Source organism: Rhizobium sp. SRDI969 (assembly GCF_025152725.1).
GTDB lineage: Bacteria > Pseudomonadota > Alphaproteobacteria > Rhizobiales > Rhizobiaceae > Rhizobium > Rhizobium leguminosarum_I.
Map to the genome: position 1 here is coordinate 4,153,606 of NZ_CP104035.1, position 15,841 is coordinate 4,169,446.

16 protein-coding genes and 1 tRNA gene are annotated in these 15,841 nt (G+C 61.4%); 11 read left to right on the forward strand and 6 right to left on the reverse strand.

What is annotated here, in order from left to right:
- Positions 1-53: 53 nt before the first annotated feature.
- The 3 genes from N2A41_RS20585 to N2A41_RS20595 all read left to right on the forward strand — a co-directional run bounded on the left by N2A41_RS20585 (position 54) and on the right by N2A41_RS20595 (position 2,654).
- Positions 54-1,007, forward strand: a complete 954-nt coding sequence (locus N2A41_RS20585; protein WP_017966323.1) for an acetyl-CoA carboxylase carboxyltransferase subunit alpha — start codon at positions 54-56, stop codon at positions 1,005-1,007.
- Positions 1,008-1,203: 196 nt separating this feature from the next.
- Positions 1,204-2,424 carry a L,D-transpeptidase family protein gene (locus tag N2A41_RS20590; RefSeq protein WP_260109583.1) on the forward strand — a complete coding sequence of 407 codons (1,221 nt, stop codon included), beginning with the start codon at positions 1,204-1,206 and terminating at the stop codon, positions 2,422-2,424.
- A 5-nt stretch (positions 2,425-2,429) separates the two neighbouring features.
- Positions 2,430-2,654, forward strand: coding sequence for a sulfurtransferase TusA family protein (locus N2A41_RS20595; protein WP_012759205.1), 225 nt, complete (start codon positions 2,430-2,432; stop codon positions 2,652-2,654).
- 100 nt (positions 2,655-2,754) lie between these two features.
- On the opposite strand, the gene N2A41_RS20600 is transcribed toward N2A41_RS20595, so the two are convergent.
- Both N2A41_RS20600 and N2A41_RS20605 read right to left on the reverse strand, forming a co-directional pair.
- A complete protein-coding gene (locus N2A41_RS20600; RefSeq protein ID WP_260109584.1) occupies positions 2,755-3,918 on the reverse strand; it encodes a CobW family GTP-binding protein in 1,164 nt (387 codons plus the stop codon).
- A gap of 17 nt (positions 3,919-3,935) precedes the next feature.
- The gene (locus N2A41_RS20605; protein ID WP_260109585.1) at positions 3,936-5,069 is read right to left on the reverse strand and encodes a D-alanyl-D-alanine carboxypeptidase family protein; all 1,134 of its coding nucleotides are present in this window, start codon (positions 5,067-5,069) and stop codon (positions 3,936-3,938) included.
- A gap of 157 nt (positions 5,070-5,226) precedes the next feature.
- Between N2A41_RS20605 and N2A41_RS20610 the strand changes: the two genes are divergently transcribed.
- The 5 genes from N2A41_RS20610 (at position 5,227) to eat (ending at position 10,688) form a co-directional block, all read left to right on the forward strand.
- Entirely contained in the window at positions 5,227-6,390 is a 1,164-nt protein-coding gene (locus N2A41_RS20610) for a M20 aminoacylase family protein (RefSeq protein WP_260109586.1), read from the forward strand.
- Between the two features lie 54 nt (positions 6,391-6,444).
- A tRNA-Arg gene (locus N2A41_RS20615) sits at positions 6,445-6,521 on the forward strand.
- Between the two features lie 581 nt (positions 6,522-7,102).
- Positions 7,103-8,551: an ethanolamine ammonia-lyase subunit EutB gene (locus N2A41_RS20620; RefSeq protein ID WP_260109587.1), complete on the forward strand. Its 1,449-nt coding sequence runs from the start codon at positions 7,103-7,105 to the stop codon at positions 8,549-8,551.
- Positions 8,548-9,294, forward strand: a complete 747-nt coding sequence (gene eutC, locus N2A41_RS20625; protein WP_260109588.1) for an ethanolamine ammonia-lyase subunit EutC — start codon at positions 8,548-8,550, stop codon at positions 9,292-9,294. The genes N2A41_RS20620 and eutC overlap by 4 nt, the downstream gene beginning before the upstream one ends.
- A 29-nt stretch (positions 9,295-9,323) precedes the next feature.
- Positions 9,324-10,688 (forward strand): ethanolamine permease, encoded by a 1,365-nt coding sequence (gene eat, locus N2A41_RS20630; RefSeq protein ID WP_260109589.1) that lies wholly within the window; start codon positions 9,324-9,326, stop codon positions 10,686-10,688.
- A 152-nt stretch (positions 10,689-10,840) separates the two neighbouring features.
- Here eat and N2A41_RS20635 read toward each other — a convergent pair whose 3' ends face one another.
- The gene (locus N2A41_RS20635) at positions 10,841-11,359 is read right to left on the reverse strand and encodes a DUF2937 family protein (protein WP_260109590.1); all 519 of its coding nucleotides are present in this window, start codon (positions 11,357-11,359) and stop codon (positions 10,841-10,843) included.
- 147 nt (positions 11,360-11,506) lie between these two features.
- On the opposite strand from N2A41_RS20635, the gene N2A41_RS20640 reads away from it, so the two are divergent.
- Positions 11,507-11,749 carry a hypothetical protein gene (locus N2A41_RS20640; RefSeq protein WP_260109591.1) on the forward strand — a complete coding sequence of 81 codons (243 nt, stop codon included), beginning with the start codon at positions 11,507-11,509 and terminating at the stop codon, positions 11,747-11,749.
- 129 nt (positions 11,750-11,878) lie between these two features.
- A complete protein-coding gene (locus N2A41_RS20645; RefSeq protein WP_260109592.1) occupies positions 11,879-12,031 on the forward strand; it encodes a hypothetical protein in 153 nt (50 codons plus the stop codon).
- Positions 12,032-12,110: 79 nt separating this feature from the next.
- Here N2A41_RS20645 and N2A41_RS20650 read toward each other — a convergent pair whose 3' ends face one another.
- Entirely contained in the window at positions 12,111-12,401 is a 291-nt protein-coding gene (locus tag N2A41_RS20650; protein ID WP_260109593.1) for a BON domain-containing protein, read from the reverse strand.
- Positions 12,402-12,464: 63 nt separating this feature from the next.
- Positions 12,465-13,115, reverse strand: coding sequence for a hypothetical protein (locus N2A41_RS20655; RefSeq protein ID WP_260109594.1), 651 nt, complete (start codon positions 13,113-13,115; stop codon positions 12,465-12,467).
- A 382-nt stretch (positions 13,116-13,497) separates the two neighbouring features.
- Between N2A41_RS20655 and dxr the strand changes: the two genes are divergently transcribed.
- Positions 13,498-14,688, forward strand: coding sequence for a 1-deoxy-D-xylulose-5-phosphate reductoisomerase (gene dxr, locus N2A41_RS20660; RefSeq protein ID WP_260109595.1), 1,191 nt, complete (start codon positions 13,498-13,500; stop codon positions 14,686-14,688).
- Positions 14,689-14,744: 56 nt separating this feature from the next.
- Here the strand turns inward: dxr and N2A41_RS20665 are convergent, their stop codons facing one another.
- Complete coding sequence (locus N2A41_RS20665) at positions 14,745-15,830, reverse strand: ABC transporter ATP-binding protein (protein WP_260109596.1); 1,086 nt, start codon at positions 15,828-15,830, stop codon at positions 14,745-14,747.
- Between the last annotated feature and the right edge of the window lie 11 nt (positions 15,831-15,841).

Here is a 15,841-nt window from a genome sequence, read left to right on the forward strand (position 1 = left end):
CAAGGGGCGGAGCCAGGAAAACGCCCCGGGCACAAGGAACGGAAACGCACCTCATGCACAATTATCTCGACTTCGAAAAGCCGATCTCCGACCTCGAAGGCAAGATCATCGAGCTGAAGAAGCTCGCAACGGAAGACGAGAGCATCGACACCACCGATGAGATCGGCCGGCTGGAGGTTCGCGTCCGCGAGGCGATCGTCGAAATCTATTCCAGGCTCAATCCCTGGCAGAAGACGCAGGTCGCCCGCCATCCGCAGCGCCCGCATTTCGTCGATTACGCCAAGACGCTGTTCCAGGAATTCACGCCGCTTGCCGGCGACCGCAAATTTTCCGAGGATGCCGCAATCCAGGCGGGCCTTGCCCGTTTCCGCGGCCAGCCCGTCGCCGTCATCGGCCAGGAAAAGGGCAATGACACCAAGAGCCGCCTGAAGCACAATTTCGGCAGCCCCCGGCCGGAAGGCTACCGCAAGGCGATCCGCATCCTTGAAATGGCCGACCGTTTCGGCCTGCCGGTGATTTCGCTGGTGGATACGGCAGGCGCCTATCCCGGCGTCGGCGCCGAAGAACGCGGCCAGGCCGAGGCGATCGCCCGCTCGACGGAAATGTGCCTGGGCGTCAAGGTTCCCCTCGTCTCCGTCGTCATCGGCGAAGGCGGCTCGGGCGGCGCGATTGCCATCGCCACCGGCAACAAGGTCTATATGCTTGAGCATTCGATCTACAGCGTCATCTCGCCGGAAGGGGCGGCCTCCATCCTCTGGCGCGATTCCACCCGCGCCCGGGAAGCGGCGACCAACATGAAGATCACCGCCGAAGACCTGAAATCGCTCGGCGTCATCGACGGCATCATTTCCGAGCCGCTCGGCGGCGCGCATCGTGATCCCGACAGCGTGATCGCAGCAACCGGCGACGTGATCGCCAATGCTCTGGCCGAAATGGCACCCCGCTCCGGCGAGCAGCTGCGCAACGACCGCCGCCAGAAATTCCTCGCCATGGGCCGCAATCTCTAACAGACATTCGGTTTCTCATCGATTGGGGCCAAATCTTGGCCACATTGATGTTATCTGTAGCATTCGCGCTTGCGGGGATGTTCCAGGCACGTCATAGGCTGGTAAGGACTTATAAAGTATAAGCCGTCTATGATTCCGTTTGATGCCCGGACTCCATGGGCGGACCGGGTCGCATTATCTTTATGGGCTAGTTGGGATGCGCATACGTTATTTTGCCTATATTTCCCTCATGGCGCTGGCTCTCTCCGGCTGCAATGACGCGTTGGAAACCGCGCAGGTCGATCTTTCCAAGGTCAAGAACAAGGTCGAGCAGCCGCTTCCCAGCCACATCCTCACTGCCATGGCCGCCAAGGGCATGGACCGCAATTCGCCGATCATGATCCGCATCTTCAAGGAAGAAGGTGCCATGGAGATCTGGAAGGCGAAGACCGACAACCGTTTCGACAAGATCGCCGATTACAAGATCTGTGCCTGGTCCGGCCGTCTCGGCCCGAAGGTAAAGACCGGCGACCGGCAGGCGCCGGAAGGTTTCTACGACCTGACGCGCGCCAACCTGAATCCCAATTCGAAATATTATCTGGCGATCAACACCGGTTTCCCAAACCGCTACGACGCGGCGAACGGCCGCACCGGCTCCGATCTGATGATCCACGGCGCCTGCTCGTCCTCCGGCTGCTACTCGATGACCGACCAGCAGGTGCTGGAGATCTACGCCTTCGCCCGCGACGCCTTCAAGGGCGGCCAGTCGACCGTGCAGCTACAAGCTTTCCCCTTCCGCATGACGGCGGAAAATATGGTGAAGCATCGTCTCGACAGCAGTTACGACTTCTGGAAGATGCTGAAGGTCGGGTACGACAATTTCGAAGTGACGAAGCGCCCGCCTGAGGTGAACGTCTGCGAGAAGAAATACGTGTTCAACCAGCAGGCAACCGACGGCAGCGCCTTTAACGCCGCCGGCAAGTGCCCTGCTATGTCGACGCCGCCGGCGCTGACGGCGGCCCTTGCCGCCTACGGCAAGACCTACGATGCCGATTATGCCAAGGCGATGAGCAAATTTGACGGCATGGCCTGGTACGACCCGTCTGAAGCCGAACGCAAGGCGGTGGTCGCCAAGACGCGCAAGGGCCGTGAACTCGCTTACGCCCCGACCGGAACCTCGCTGGAAGCCGGCCGCATGGTCAAGGTCGCCGAACTCGAAGACCTGATGGCCAAGCGCACCGAGCAGGGCCTCGCCGCCAAGACGGCACCGGGCGGCACGCCTGTCGCCCCTGCCCAGCCGCAAGCCGTCGCTGCCGCGGCACCCGCGGTCGTGCCGGTGCCGATGCAGAACCCGCTGGCCTTTACGGCGCCCGAACCGCAGGAAACGGCGGAAGCCACGGCAAAGAAGCCGTTCTGGAAATTCTGGGCGAGGAACTGAACGGCTTGAACCCCGTTCTCTACGATCTTCGCGGCCTGAAATGCCCATTCCCCGTGATCAAGACACGCAAGAAGCTCGCCGCCATGGCGAGCGGCACGCTCATTCGCGTCGACACCACCGATCCGCTTGCGGTGATCGACATGCCGCATTTCTGCAATGAGGACGGCCACGAACTGATCGAGACGGAAAAGACCGAAAACGGCCACCGCTTCCTGATCCGCAAGCGTTAAAGCGCGTCGCGATCTTTCAGATTCGCTTACCGCGCTTTAGGTCTTTGTTTTCCGCATGTCTTTGGCGCAAAATCGCTGCACACTTTTGCGCGACATGCTTTTAAATTCTGAGGCCGGGGATAGCGAGCGGATTGTCCGACAGCGCCGCACGATCCGGCATGTCGATGCGCGGCTTGCCGAGGAAGGCGTCGAAGAGATCCTTCACGAAGGCTTCCGGCAGATCCCGGGTGATCAGCACCATGCGCGTGCGCCGGTCTTCCCCCGGCCAGGCGGCAAGCCGCACCGGCGGATGGAAGATGCTCTGCACCCCATGCAGCACCAGCGGCCGATCCGGCCGGTCGGAGACCGAGACGATCGCCTTCATCCTCAACAGCTTCTCGCCATGGGCAGAGCGCAGGAGATCGATGAACATCTCGAGCGCCATCGGATCGATCGGCTTCTCCTCGACGATCGAGAAAGAGCGGATCGAGGCGTCGTGACGATTGACGTCATGCGGATCCTGATGCGCGTACTCATGATCACCAAGATGGTAATGACCATCATGGTGGTGATCGCCATCACGATCATGATCGTGATCGTGATGCGCTTCGTGCGCATCCTCGTCCTGCAGCCAGCGCCCGACATCGGCGATCTTTGTTGCCGGATCGTAGAGCCCGTTGACCAGCACTGCGGCAGTACCCGCCTCGGCACTGTCGGCATCCATCATCACCGCACGCGGATTGAGCGCCCGCAGGTTTTTTTCCAGCCCCTCCGTTGCTTCGGCCATCGTCTTTTTCGAGACGATCAGCCGGTCGGCGACCGCCGCCTGCTTGCGCGCTTCCTCATGATTGTCGAGCGTCTGCAGCCCATTCACTGCGTCGACGACGGTGACGACGCCGTCGAGCTCGAAATTCGTGGCGATGACCGGATTGCCCATGATCGCCTGCATGACCGGTGAAGGATCGGCAAGGCCGGTCGTCTCGATGACGACGCGCTTCACCGGCTTGACGCGGCCTGTCTGCACCGCATCCATCAGGTTCGCCAGCGTATCCACAAGTTCGCCGCGCACGGTGCAGCAGAGGCATCCATCGGAAAGCTCGATGATTGAATCGCCGGAACTTTCGACCAGCAGATGGTCGATGCCGACATCGCCGAATTCATTGATGATGACCGCCGCATCTTTCATCACCGGATCTTTGAGGATGCGGTTGAGCAGCGTCGACTTGCCGGCGCCGAGAAAGCCGGTCAGGATGGTGACCGGAATCCTGTCGTTGAGCGCGCTCATGTCATCTACCTTAAAGCTTAGAAGGATGTCGGGCGCGGCATGGGCACCGGCACGTTGGCGATCGCTCCAGCGGTATCGCCCCGCGCCATTTTTTCCGGCTGCGCTGCCGGCTGCGGGTCCTGGCCCGGAATGAGGCCGGCAAAGACGAATTGCGGATCGTGGTCCATCGGCTGGATATAGGGCGACTGCACTCGCATGCGGCCGACCTCGTCGCGCGTTTCGCTACGCACCTTGGCGCCCTTGGCGCTGCAGATATCGGCGGTGATGTCGGCAACCTGGTCCTGCCCAGGGCCATAGGGTCTCAGCGAACCCAGCGTGTCGTTGCTGGCCGGCTGGGTGGTGAAGCCCTTCTGCAAGAGGTTCGCGGTCGCATCGGCGCGGGCTGCAAGGCTGTCGGTGCCGAGCACGACGGAGACCAGCGTGCGGCCGTTGCGCGTCGCCGAACCGATCTGGTTGAAGCCCGAGGCGCAGATGAAGCCGGTCTTCATGCCGTCGGCGCCGGCGAAGCGGCCGATCAGCATGTTGAGGCTCGGCACGTTCTGCTGGCCGGTGGTGAAGCCCTCCAGCGCGAAAAAACCGGCATATTGCGGAAAATCGCGGCGCAGCGCCACCGTCAGCACTGCAAGGTCGCGCGCCGTCGTATACTGGCCCTTGCCGGGCAGCCCGTTCGGGTTGACGAAATGCGAATCCGTCATGCCGAGCTTCAGCGCCTCGCCGTTCATCCGCGTCACGAAGCCTTCCTGCGTGCCGCCGATGGCTTCGGCGACCGCGACCGCGATGTCGTTGGCCGATTTGACCATCAGGATCTTCAGCGCGCTGTCGAGCGTCAGCTTCTGGCCAGGCTTGAAATACATCTTGGCAGCTGGCTGCGCGGCGGCGCGCTTGCTCATGACGATGGGCGTATCGAGGCTGATCTGGCCGGCGCGGATCGCGTCGAACACGGTATAGACGGTCATCAGCTTGGTCAGCGAGGCCGGATACCATTTGCGGAAGGCTTCTTCATGCTCGAGCACGCGGCCGGTCTGCACGTCGACGAGAATATGCGGATTGGCCTGGGCCAGCGAAACGGAGGCCAGAAAAACGGCAGTTGCCGCTGATACGAAAGAAAGCGGCCGCAAGGCAGCAAACAAACGGAAGTGGCTCGTCGACACGGTTCGTCCTTCGGATATCAGGAAAATCTCGAAATCTTCCCCTATTTAGCCTATATGGCTATGACATGGCAAAGGTCATTGACTAAGTAATTTCCACAGCCTCACACCCTTGTGATGCGATGAAAGATTGTCGAGATTTCATAACAGGAACGCCGATATGCCGATTTTGAACAGAGCCGCGGAGTTGCAGGACGAGGTCGCCGAATGGCGCCGCCACATCCACGCCCGGCCCGAACTCCTCTTCGCGGTGGAAAACACGGCCGCCTTCGTCGCCGAAAAACTCAAGGAATTCGGCGTCGACGAGATCGTCACCGGCATCGGCCGCACCGGCGTCGTCGGCCTGATCAGGGGCAAGGGCAAAGGCTCCCGCACGGTCGGCCTGCGCGCCGACATGGACGCCCTGCCGCTCACCGAAATATCAGGCAAGCCTTGGGCTTCGAAGACGCCTGGGAAGATGCATGCCTGCGGCCATGACGGCCACACCGCCATGCTGCTCGGCGCAGCGAAATACCTGGCCGAGACCCGTAACTTCAGTGGCAATGTCGCCGTCATCTTCCAGCCCGCCGAAGAAGGCGGCGGCGGCGGCAATCTGATGGTCAAGGACGGCATGATGGAGCGCTTCGCTATCGAAGAGGTCTACGGCATGCACAATCTGCCGGGTCTGCCGGTCGGCCAGTTCGCCACCCGCAAGGGCGCAATCATGGCGGCGACCGACGAGTTCACCGTCACCGTCAAGGGCCGCGGCGGCCACGCCGCCCAGCCGCATAAGACCATCGACCCGATCGCCATCGGCGCCCAGATCATCGCCAACCTGCAGATGATCGCCTCGCGCACTGCCGATCCGCTGCGCTCGGTCGTCGTCTCGGTGACCAAATTCAATGCCGGTTTCGCCCATAACGTCATTCCGAACGATGCGACCTTCGCCGGTACGGTCCGCACCCTCGACCCCGAGGTGCGCACCCTCGCCGAGACGCGGTTCCGGCAGATCATCGAGGGCCTGGTCGCGGCCCACGGCGCCGAGGCCGAAATCAGCTTCCACCGCAACTATCCCGTCACCGTCAACCACCCCGACGAGACCGGGCATGCAGTGGCCACCGCCAGCGCCATCGCCGGCGAAGGCAACGTCAACGCCGAGATCGATCCGATGATGGGCGGCGAGGATTTCTCCTATATGCTGAACGCCCGCCCCGGCGCCTTCATCTTCATCGGCAACGGCGACAGCGCCGGCCTCCACAACCCGGCCTACGATTTCAACGACGAAGCCATCGCCCACGGCATCTCCTATTGGGTCCGCCTTGCCGAACAGCGCCTCGGTCTCTAGCTACAATTAAGGCTTGGCTTCCCGCCAAGCCTTTTGTATGCATGGCACTCAAGTGGTCCCGTAGCTCAGCAGGATAGAGCACCAGATTCCTAATCTGGGGGTCGCGCGTTCGAATCGCGCCGGGATCACCAGTCAATCAGATGCCTATCTCCCTCGACAGAACGTACGTTCCTGCAGACATGCAAGAACGCAATAACGATGTCACGAAACCGGCTTTAACTGTTAGCAGCGAGGCCAAGTGTCGCGCTGAGGCCGCACGACCCGAGCTCTTGGGCCGAAGAAATTGGCGGTCAATTGGGTTCGTTCGACTGGCTAGTTTTTCAACATCGGGGGCGATCCACGGTCAGTTCGCTCAAAGTTGACGACTGCGTCTCAGCACAGACTGCCCCACCGAAAAAGGCCGGCGGCCAGAAACACTAGATCAGGAACGGTCAACGAATATTTTCGCGATCAGTGTGCGCTCGACGCAAATGTGCGCATATCGGAGCATGCCGTCGCAAAGTGGATAAACCGCTCCGACTGATCATCTATCCCTAGTTGAAAATGATCTCTGCGATGGACGCGCAGCGTAGGCCGGCATGGTCGAGCCATGCGAGGTCCTTGGCACGGCTGCCCCGGCATTCCAGCCTATGAAGAATGGCACGCTTCTTGCGTTGTTAGGCGTGGAGCCGAGCATACTCGGCGGAAACCCGCGAATGCTCACAACCGGAAGGTGGATGAGTTCTCGGACATTTGGAATAGGCCGGTCGACGGCCAGGAGCAGATGACAACATATTCGATCGTTCTAGGACGCGAACGCCATGTCTTTCAGGATCTGAAATCGGTGTTGGCTTGCGCTTCGCCGCTGAAATCCGGTGACGTGCTGGCCGGGATCGCTGCGTCAAGCAACGAGCGGCGGGTGGCCGCCCGCTACCTGCTCGCGGATATGCCTCTCAAGACTTTCCTGGAGGACCTCGTCATCCCATACGAGACCGACGAGGTCAGTCGGCTGATCGTCGACCGCCATGATTGGATGGCATTCGCGTCGGTCTCTCATATGACGGTCGGTGAGTTTCGCGATTGGCTTCTCTCTTATGACGCGACCTCCGAAAAACTGCTGGCCATTGCGCCGGGCCTCACCCCCGAAATGGTCGCGGCGGTCTCCAAGATCATGCGCAACCATGATCTGATCACCGTCGCCGGCAAATGCAGGGTGGTCACGGCCTTTCGTTCTACGATCGGTCTGCCCGGCCGACTGTCGAGCCGTCTTCAGCCCAATCATCCCACCGATGATCCTGAAGGCGTCGCCGGCTCGACGCTCGATGGACTTCTCTATGGGATCGGCGATGCGGTGATCGGCATCAACCCGGCGACCGACAATCTCGAGGCCTGCACACGATTGATGGTTCTTTTCGACCGGCTGCGCGAACGGTTCGAAATCCCCACCCAATCCTGCGTGTTGACCCATGTCACCACGTCGATCAAGGCGATCGAGGCCGGCGCGCCGCTCGATCTGGTGTTCCAGTCAATCGCCGGCTCGGAGGCCGCCAACAAGGGTTTCGGCGTCGATCTCGCCGTCCTCAGGGACGGCCAGCAGGCAGCACTCTCCATGAAGCGCGGCACGGTCGGAAACAATGTCATGTATCTGGAGACCGGCCAGGGCAGCGCGCTCTCGGCCGACGCCCATCACGGTGTCGACGAACAGACGGTGGAGACGCGGGCCTATGCCGTTGCACGTGAGCTCAATCCGCTGCTCGTCAATACAGTGGTCGGCTTCATTGGCCCCGAATATCTTTTCGACGCCAAGCAAATTATCCGCGCCGGGCTCGAAGATCATTTCTGCGGCAAACTGCTTGGTGTACCGATGGGGGTCGACGTCTGCTACACGAACCATGCGGAAGCCGACCAGGACGATATGGACAATCTGATGGTGCTGCTGACTGTCGCGGGCGTGAGCTTTCTGATCGCCGTACCCGGCGCCGATGACGTCATGCTCAATTATCAGAGCCTTTCCTACCACGATATTGTCGGCCTCAGGCACCAGTTCAATCGTCCGCCCGCTCCGGAGTTCGAAGCCTGGCTCAATCGCATGGGCATGCTTGATCACGCGGGTCGTCTTGCACCGGCCAGCGCCTCGGGCGCCTTCTCCCGCAATCTCCTGAGCTACAAGGCATCGGCATGACTCCCTTCGAACGAGATCCGTTTGCGCGGTTCCGCAACGCCACACGCGCCCGGATCGGGCTTGGCAGGGCGGGCGACGCCTTGCCGACATCGGCAATTCTCGACTTTCAGCTTGCCCATGCCCGGGCGCGGGATGCCGTGCATGGGCAGGTGGATTTTGTCGCCCTTGCCAAGCAGCTTGCTCCCGTGCCGACGGTCCGGATTCGGTCTCGCGCCAAAGACCGCACGATCTATCTGGCGCGTCCGGATCTCGGCCGTCAGACCCATGCAGCCGATCTGCCGGGCCCAGGCGATCGTTATGACATCGCCTTCATCATCGCAGACGGACTTTCGGCCTCGGCGGTCGAGCACCATGCGGTGCCGCTGTTTAAGGCATGCATGAAGCGTCTCGGGGCCTTCAGCGTCGCCCCGGTGATATTGGGCGAGCAGGCGCGGGTGGCATTTGGTGATGAGGCCGCGGCGGCGTTTGGCGCGGAAGTTGCCATCGTGCTGATCGGCGAGAGGCCGGGATTAAGCGTGCCTGACAGCCTCGGCGCCTACATCACGTTCCGCCCGCAATCGGGACGGCGCGACAGTGAGCGCAACTGCATTTCGAATATTCATGCCGACGGACTCAGCTACGAGGTCGCAGCGGACAAGATCGTTTGGATCGTCCGGGAGGCGCTTCGCCTGCAGCTGACCGGTGTCGATCTCAAGGAAAATGCCGAAGGCGTCATAGAAGCGCTGCCACACCAAGAAGCATAAAGTTCAATCTACAAAAAAGGGGAACAATCATGTCAAATCCTCAACCGACGCTCGCCAAAAGCCTGACCGGGCTGCATCTATGGGGACTTGCCGTCGGCCTCGTCATCTCGGGCGAATATTTCGGCTGGAGCTATGGCTGGGCGGCTGCCGGCACACTCGGCTTCTTGATCACCACGATCCTGATCGCCGTGATGTACACCACCTTTATCTTTTCCTTCACGGAATTGACGACGGCCATTCCGCATGCCGGCGGCCCTTTTGCCTATGCGCTCAGGGCTTTCGGCCCGCTCGGCGGTTTCGTTGCGGGCTTTGCGGCATTGGTTGAATTCGTCTTCGCCCCTCCGGCCATCGCGCTGGCCATCGGCGCCTATCTCAATGTGCAGTTCCCGGGGCTCGATCCGAAAGTGGCGGCTGTCGGCGCCTATATCATTTTCATGGCGCTCAATATCGTCGGAGTTACCATCGCGGCAACCTTCGAACTCTTCATCACCATTCTGGCGATTGCCGAACTGCTGATCTTTATGGGTGTCGTCGCGCCGGGCTTCTCTTTTGCCAATTTCGCGGCCAATGGCTGGGCTGGCGCCCCTGAATTCTCGGTCGGTGCCATTGGAGGCATCTTTGCCGCCATTCCATTTGCCATCTGGTTTTTCCTGGCGATCGAAGGCGCGGCGATGGCGGCTGAGGAGACCAAGAACCCCACCCGAACCGTTCCCATTGCCTATATTGCGGGTATTCTGACACTCGTCTTCCTCGCCTTCGGCACCATGATCTTCGCCGGTGGCGTCGGCGACTGGCGCACGCTGTCCAACATCAACGATCCGCTACCGCAGGCGATGAAGGCAGTGGTGGGCGAATCCTCGGGTTGGCTGCATATGCTGGTCTGGATCGGCCTGTTCGGCCTGATTGCTTCCTTTCACGGCATCATCATGGGCTATTCCAGGCAGATTTTTGCGCTGGGCCGCGCCGGCTACCTCCCGGAAGTCCTTGCAAAAATCCATCCGAAATTCCGCACGCCTTATCTCGCAGTCCTTGCTGGTGGCGCCGTCGGCATCGCAGCCATCTTTTCCGACAGCCTGATCCAGATCGGCGGTTTGCCGCTGACCGCCAATATTGTCACCATGTCGGTGTTCGGCGCGATCATCATGTACATCGTCTCGATGGCGTCGCTGTTCAAGCTGCGTCAGGCCGAACTTGAACTCGCCCGCCCCTTCAGGGCCTGGGGTTATCCCGTGGTGCCAGCCATTGCCCTCGGGCTCGCCCTCATCGCGCTGGCGGCGATGATCTACTACAACTTCCTGATCTTTGTGATCTTCCTCGCGATGGGCGTCGTGGCATTCGGCATTTGGCGTTTGCTTTCAGGTGGCATCATCAAGGAAGCGGCAGCGTCCACGTAACAAGGCTCTCTGGCCTGATCACCGGAAAGGCGACTGCACGAACCGCTTCCGATCAATATCGATGCCCCCGCCGAAGTTTGGCGGGAGCATTTCAGCGCAAAGCTTGGCTGATCTTATCATCACGTTCGAGGCCGCGTTCGCCACCGATTGGTTCACCGCACCTGACGATGGACTCGCCGTGTCCTCGTGACCCGCCGCGCACCCAATCCCAGCAGAGCCGCGACGGCCCAGCCCCCGACAAAACCAATCGCACCCCAGACAAGGCCGGCAAAGCTGACCGGCACGCTGGGTACGAAGTCGCGCCAGGTATTGGCGAAAACAACGTCGTCCGCGTCCCGCAGCAGGATGAAAGGCCTGGCGACGGGTGCGGCGATGCCGAGGTGGAGTTGCTGCGACAGCAGCGTTTCGTAACGCATGATCGTGCTCTGCATCGAGACACCGCGGTCGCGCAGGAAATCGTCGGATGATTGCGCATAGGCATTCAGCGCCTGCTGGCGATCGAGATGGTGTTCGGCTGCCTGGGCATTGAAATCCTCGACGATGACCCGCAATTCATCGATCGCCCCGCCGATCCGCTGGCGGTATTGCTGCGCAAATTCCGGCGCCTGCGAAAAAATCGTGCCGCTGGCAAGCCCGGCCACAATGGCGATGATCCTTGCAATCAGTCCCATGATCGATGCCTCTGGCTGTCCCCTTGCGCTAACGATCCGCGGCCCTAAAGGTTTCTGCCTTCGACACAATCGGTAACTCTATGTGATTGAACCGACAGCGCTTCCGGCGAGTTGATCTCATGACAAACTCAGAAAGAGAGGCTCGTCATGAAACAGATTATCCTTGCCTGCACGCTCGCTGCTGCGTCCGTCTTTTCCGCAATGCCGTCCCAGGCGGCAAGTGTGACCATCACCACGGATGATGCGCGTCCCTATTATCGCCATTCGGACCGACCCTATTACCGCCATCACCTGAGGCCGCGCCACATCTCCGAGGAGTGCTTCACCAAGGTGGAAAAGATCCGCCGCCACGGTCACACGATCGTCAAGGAAACCCGAATCTGCCGATAAGGCAATCCATACAGGAAAAGCCCGGCTGATCCTCCCCAGCCAGGCTTTTCAACTGATCGCGCCCTGATCGCGCCGATGAGGAACTTCACCATATCAGCCGCGTTTTATTGCGAAACAGGAGTACTCATCATGCGTATCAAGATGATTCTTTTGGCCATCGCTTATGTCGCTGTCAGCGCCGTGCTGCTTGCCATCGCCTACCACCCACAAGGGTCGGGCGCCATGCAGAAGACGGATCGTCTGGCCGGCTCGTCCTTCCTCATCGAACGCTTCGCCGGTTGATCAGCTCAGCGCCGGCTGATAGGCGACGACGTGGAAATAGTCCTCGTCTGGCAGGGTCTGGGAGCGGCCCGCCATCTCGTTAATGCGTGCCATCGATCAAGGATCCGCCGAGCAGGATACGGTTCTGCACCGCATGCACACCCTCGACGGCCGTGGCGACCGCGGTCGCCCGTTCGATCTCGCCGACCGTGCCGACGGTACCGGTGAGCACGATCTGATCGTTCTCCATCGTCACCTCGACATCAGATGCATCGATACCGCCGGCGATCGCCAGCGCATTGGCAACGGCTGCCTCGACCGATGCACGATTGGCGATTTCCGCTTCCATCTCGGGTTCGAGCCCGTGAAATGTCTGCTCCTTGAAAACCATGATCCGTTCCTCCGTGAAAACCTGCGGAGGAAACGCTGATCGGCGGAGTTTGGTTCAGCACCGCTACCACTGCACGCGATAGCGGAGATTGACGCTGCCCGCCTCCCCCCCCGAAAACGGATTGCTGAGCGAGGCATCGAGATTGAGATTCGGCAGGATGGTCTGGCTGACCCCCACCGTGCTCGAGAAGTCGCCGCTGGCATTGCTGACGCCTGTCCCTGCCGAAAGCGAGGTTCCCGTCCAGGGATGGATCAGCTTCAGCGCCTGCGATGCCGTCACCGAAGCCTGCCGGGCTTCGACCGCGTCATACTGGACACTGATGGACCGGCTCGATTGCATGTCGAGTGAATCGGAGAGAATCCAGCTGCGCGAGCGGCTAAGCGTCAGCGCGCCACTGCCGCGCAGCGTATCGACGCTGACGCTGGCACCCTGCTGTGACTGGCCTGCCGGGGTAACGCTCGTCCTGGTGATCCGGCCCCAAAGCATTGCTTGTTCGGAATCGGGCAGCAGCGCCCCGCCTTTGGTCGAGGCCAGCGCGATGTCGGCGCCGGCGCTCGTTTCCCATTCCGCCGGCAGGCGAAAACCCATCGTCGCCTTGTAGGACCGGTCCGAAAGCTTGGCCGGCGACCAGATCACCAGGTCGTCCGCCCTGGCTGCGGCGGTGAGCGAGGATAGGATGGCGAAAAGAATGCATGCTGTTTTAAGTATCTTCATGAAATCCGATCGTTTTGACCTGACACAGGGCTCTAGCGCCGAACCGACGCGACAGCACATATGAAGGCGCTCGCAGCGAACGCGATGGGGATTGCGGCCAAGCCGCCAATCCCGGTTTCAACCTCGATTTGATTTTGGCCGGAAGGCCTGTGGCACCGCGTGCCTGTTCTTCAATGGACGCCGCAGCGTCCCGATTGCGCATGCGACCGTGAACGGCCGCGGCGGAACCTCCCAATCCCCATGAGGATTGTTGTAAGGATCACATCCAACCGCCGCTCTGTAAACCCCTCGCGGGTTGAAATCTGCTGCACCGCACACTTGCCGCCCCCTCCAAAGCCTAGTAGAGCCTGAGCCTACGAGAGAAATTTTCGCGAAATACCACATGATAACCGGCAAAAGCGCGCCGCGGCGCCTCAGCATCTTCGGTTCGACGGGTTCGATCGGCCAGAATACACTCAATGTCGTCGATCACCTGGGCGGACGGGAGAACTTCGAAATCTCCGTGCTGACCGGCAACGGCAATGTCGAATTGCTGGCCCGGCAGGCGAAATCCTCCGGCGCGCGGCTGGCGGTCACGGCAAACGACCGCCATTACGAATCACTGAAGAGCGAACTTTCCGGCAGCGGCATCGCGGTCGCTTCGGGAAAATCCGGGCTGATGGAAGCCGCCGACCGCGAAGCCGACTGGGTGATGGCGGCAATCGTCGGCACCGCGGGCTTGGCGCCGACCCTTGCGGCCGCCCGCCGCGGCGCCGATATCGCCCTTGCCAACAAGGAATGCCTGGTATCGGCCGGCGATCTCTTCATCGCAGCGATCCGGGCGGGCGGCGGCAGGCTGCTTCCGGTCGACAGCGAACACAACGCGATTTTCCAGGTGCTGGAAGAGAACCAGCGCCACGCCGTCGAGCGGGTCATCCTGACGGCGTCGGGTGGCCCCTTCCGCACCGCCTCGCTGCGTGACATGGCGGACGTGACGGTGGAAACCGCACGTGCCCACCCGAACTGGTCGATGGGATTGAAGATCTCGATCGACAGCGCCTCGATGTTCAACAAGGCGCTGGAGATGATCGAAGCCCGGCACCTTTTCGGTCTCAGACCCGAACAGATCGAGGTCATCTTCCATCCGCAATCGATCATCCACTCCATGGTCGGCTATACCGATGGGTCGGTTCTGGCGCAGCTTGGCGCGCCGGATATGCGCACTGCCATCGGTTATGCCCTGTCCTTTCCGCGCCGGCCGAACCTACCCGTCGAGCGGCTGGATTTCGCCAAGCTCGCCAGGCTGGATTTCGAGGCGCCGGATGAGACGCGGTTTCCGGCGCTGCGGCTCGCACGCCTGGCGATGAGGCGCGGCGGCGTTCAGGGCGCGGTGCTGAACGGCGCCAAGGAAGTGGCGCTCGAAGCCTTCATCGAAGGGCGGCTCTCCTTCCTCGCCATGGCCGAGGTCACCGAAAGGGTCATGGACGATCTGGCCGGCCTGCCGCCGGCTGCCGGCATGGACGATGTCTTCGCCGCCGACAGGGAAGCCCGGCAAAGGGCGGCGGAGCTGATGACACTCGCGATCGCCGAGTGAAGTTCGGACGGCCGATCATCGAGTGGTCGCCCCGCCTGTGATCGCGACCGGCGCCATTACCGCAACCGGTTGCCGCCCTCGTCGAACAACCGGCAATCCGACGGTTCAAACAGCAGGCTCACCTGCTCGCCTGCCGCGATGCTGATCGGCGAGCGATGCTCGACGGTGAGTGACTGGCCATCGGCAAGCTGGCAATAGAGATATTGCGTTCCGCCGAGATATTCCGAAAAATCGACCCTGGCCGTCAGGCTGCCCGATAGATCGGAGGCCACCCTCAGATGCTCCGGCCGCAGGCCGAGCGTCACCGCGCCGCCAACCGGCCTGTCTGCCGGCGGCAGGCCGCTTTCGATCTGCCGGCCGGCGACTTCGACCATGCCTCCCTCACCCCAACGGGCATTCAGCAGGTTCATCCTCGGCGAGCCGATGAAGCCCGCCACGAAGGTATTCGAGGGATTCTCATAGATTTCCCGCGGCGTTCCGGCCTGTTCGACGCGGCCGTCGCGCAGCACGACGATCTTGTCGGCGAGCGTCATCGCCTCCGTCTGATCGTGCGTGACATAGATCATCGTATTGCCGAGTTCACGATGGAGGCGGGCGATCTCGATGCGCATCGAAACGCGCAGTTCCGCATCGAGATTGGACAGCGGTTCGTCGAACAGGAAGACATCGGGCTTGCGCACGATCGCCCGGCCGATCGCCACACGCTGCCGCTGGCCGCCGGAAAGCTGTCCCGGCCGCCGGTCGAGAAGATGGTCGATCTTCAGGATGGCGGAAGCGGCCTTGACGCGCGTCTCTATCTCGGCGGCACTGGTGCGCGCCATCTTCAAGCCGAAGGCCAGGTTGTCGCGCACGCTCATATGCGGATAGAGCGCGTAGGACTGGAAGACCATGGCGATGCCGCGCTCGGATGGATCGAGATCGGTGACAACACGCCCCTTGATCTCGACCTCCCCGTCGGTCACGTCTTCCAGGCCGGCGATCATGCGCAGAAGCGTCGATTTTCCGCAGCCGGAAGGGCCGACGAAGACGACGAATTCGCCCTCCGCGATCGTCAGGTCGATGCCGTGGACCACCTGCAGATTGCCATAGCTTTTTCGCACGTCCTGGAGCACGACGCTCTTGTTAGCCACACCGTTCGTCATCCCCAAAAGAC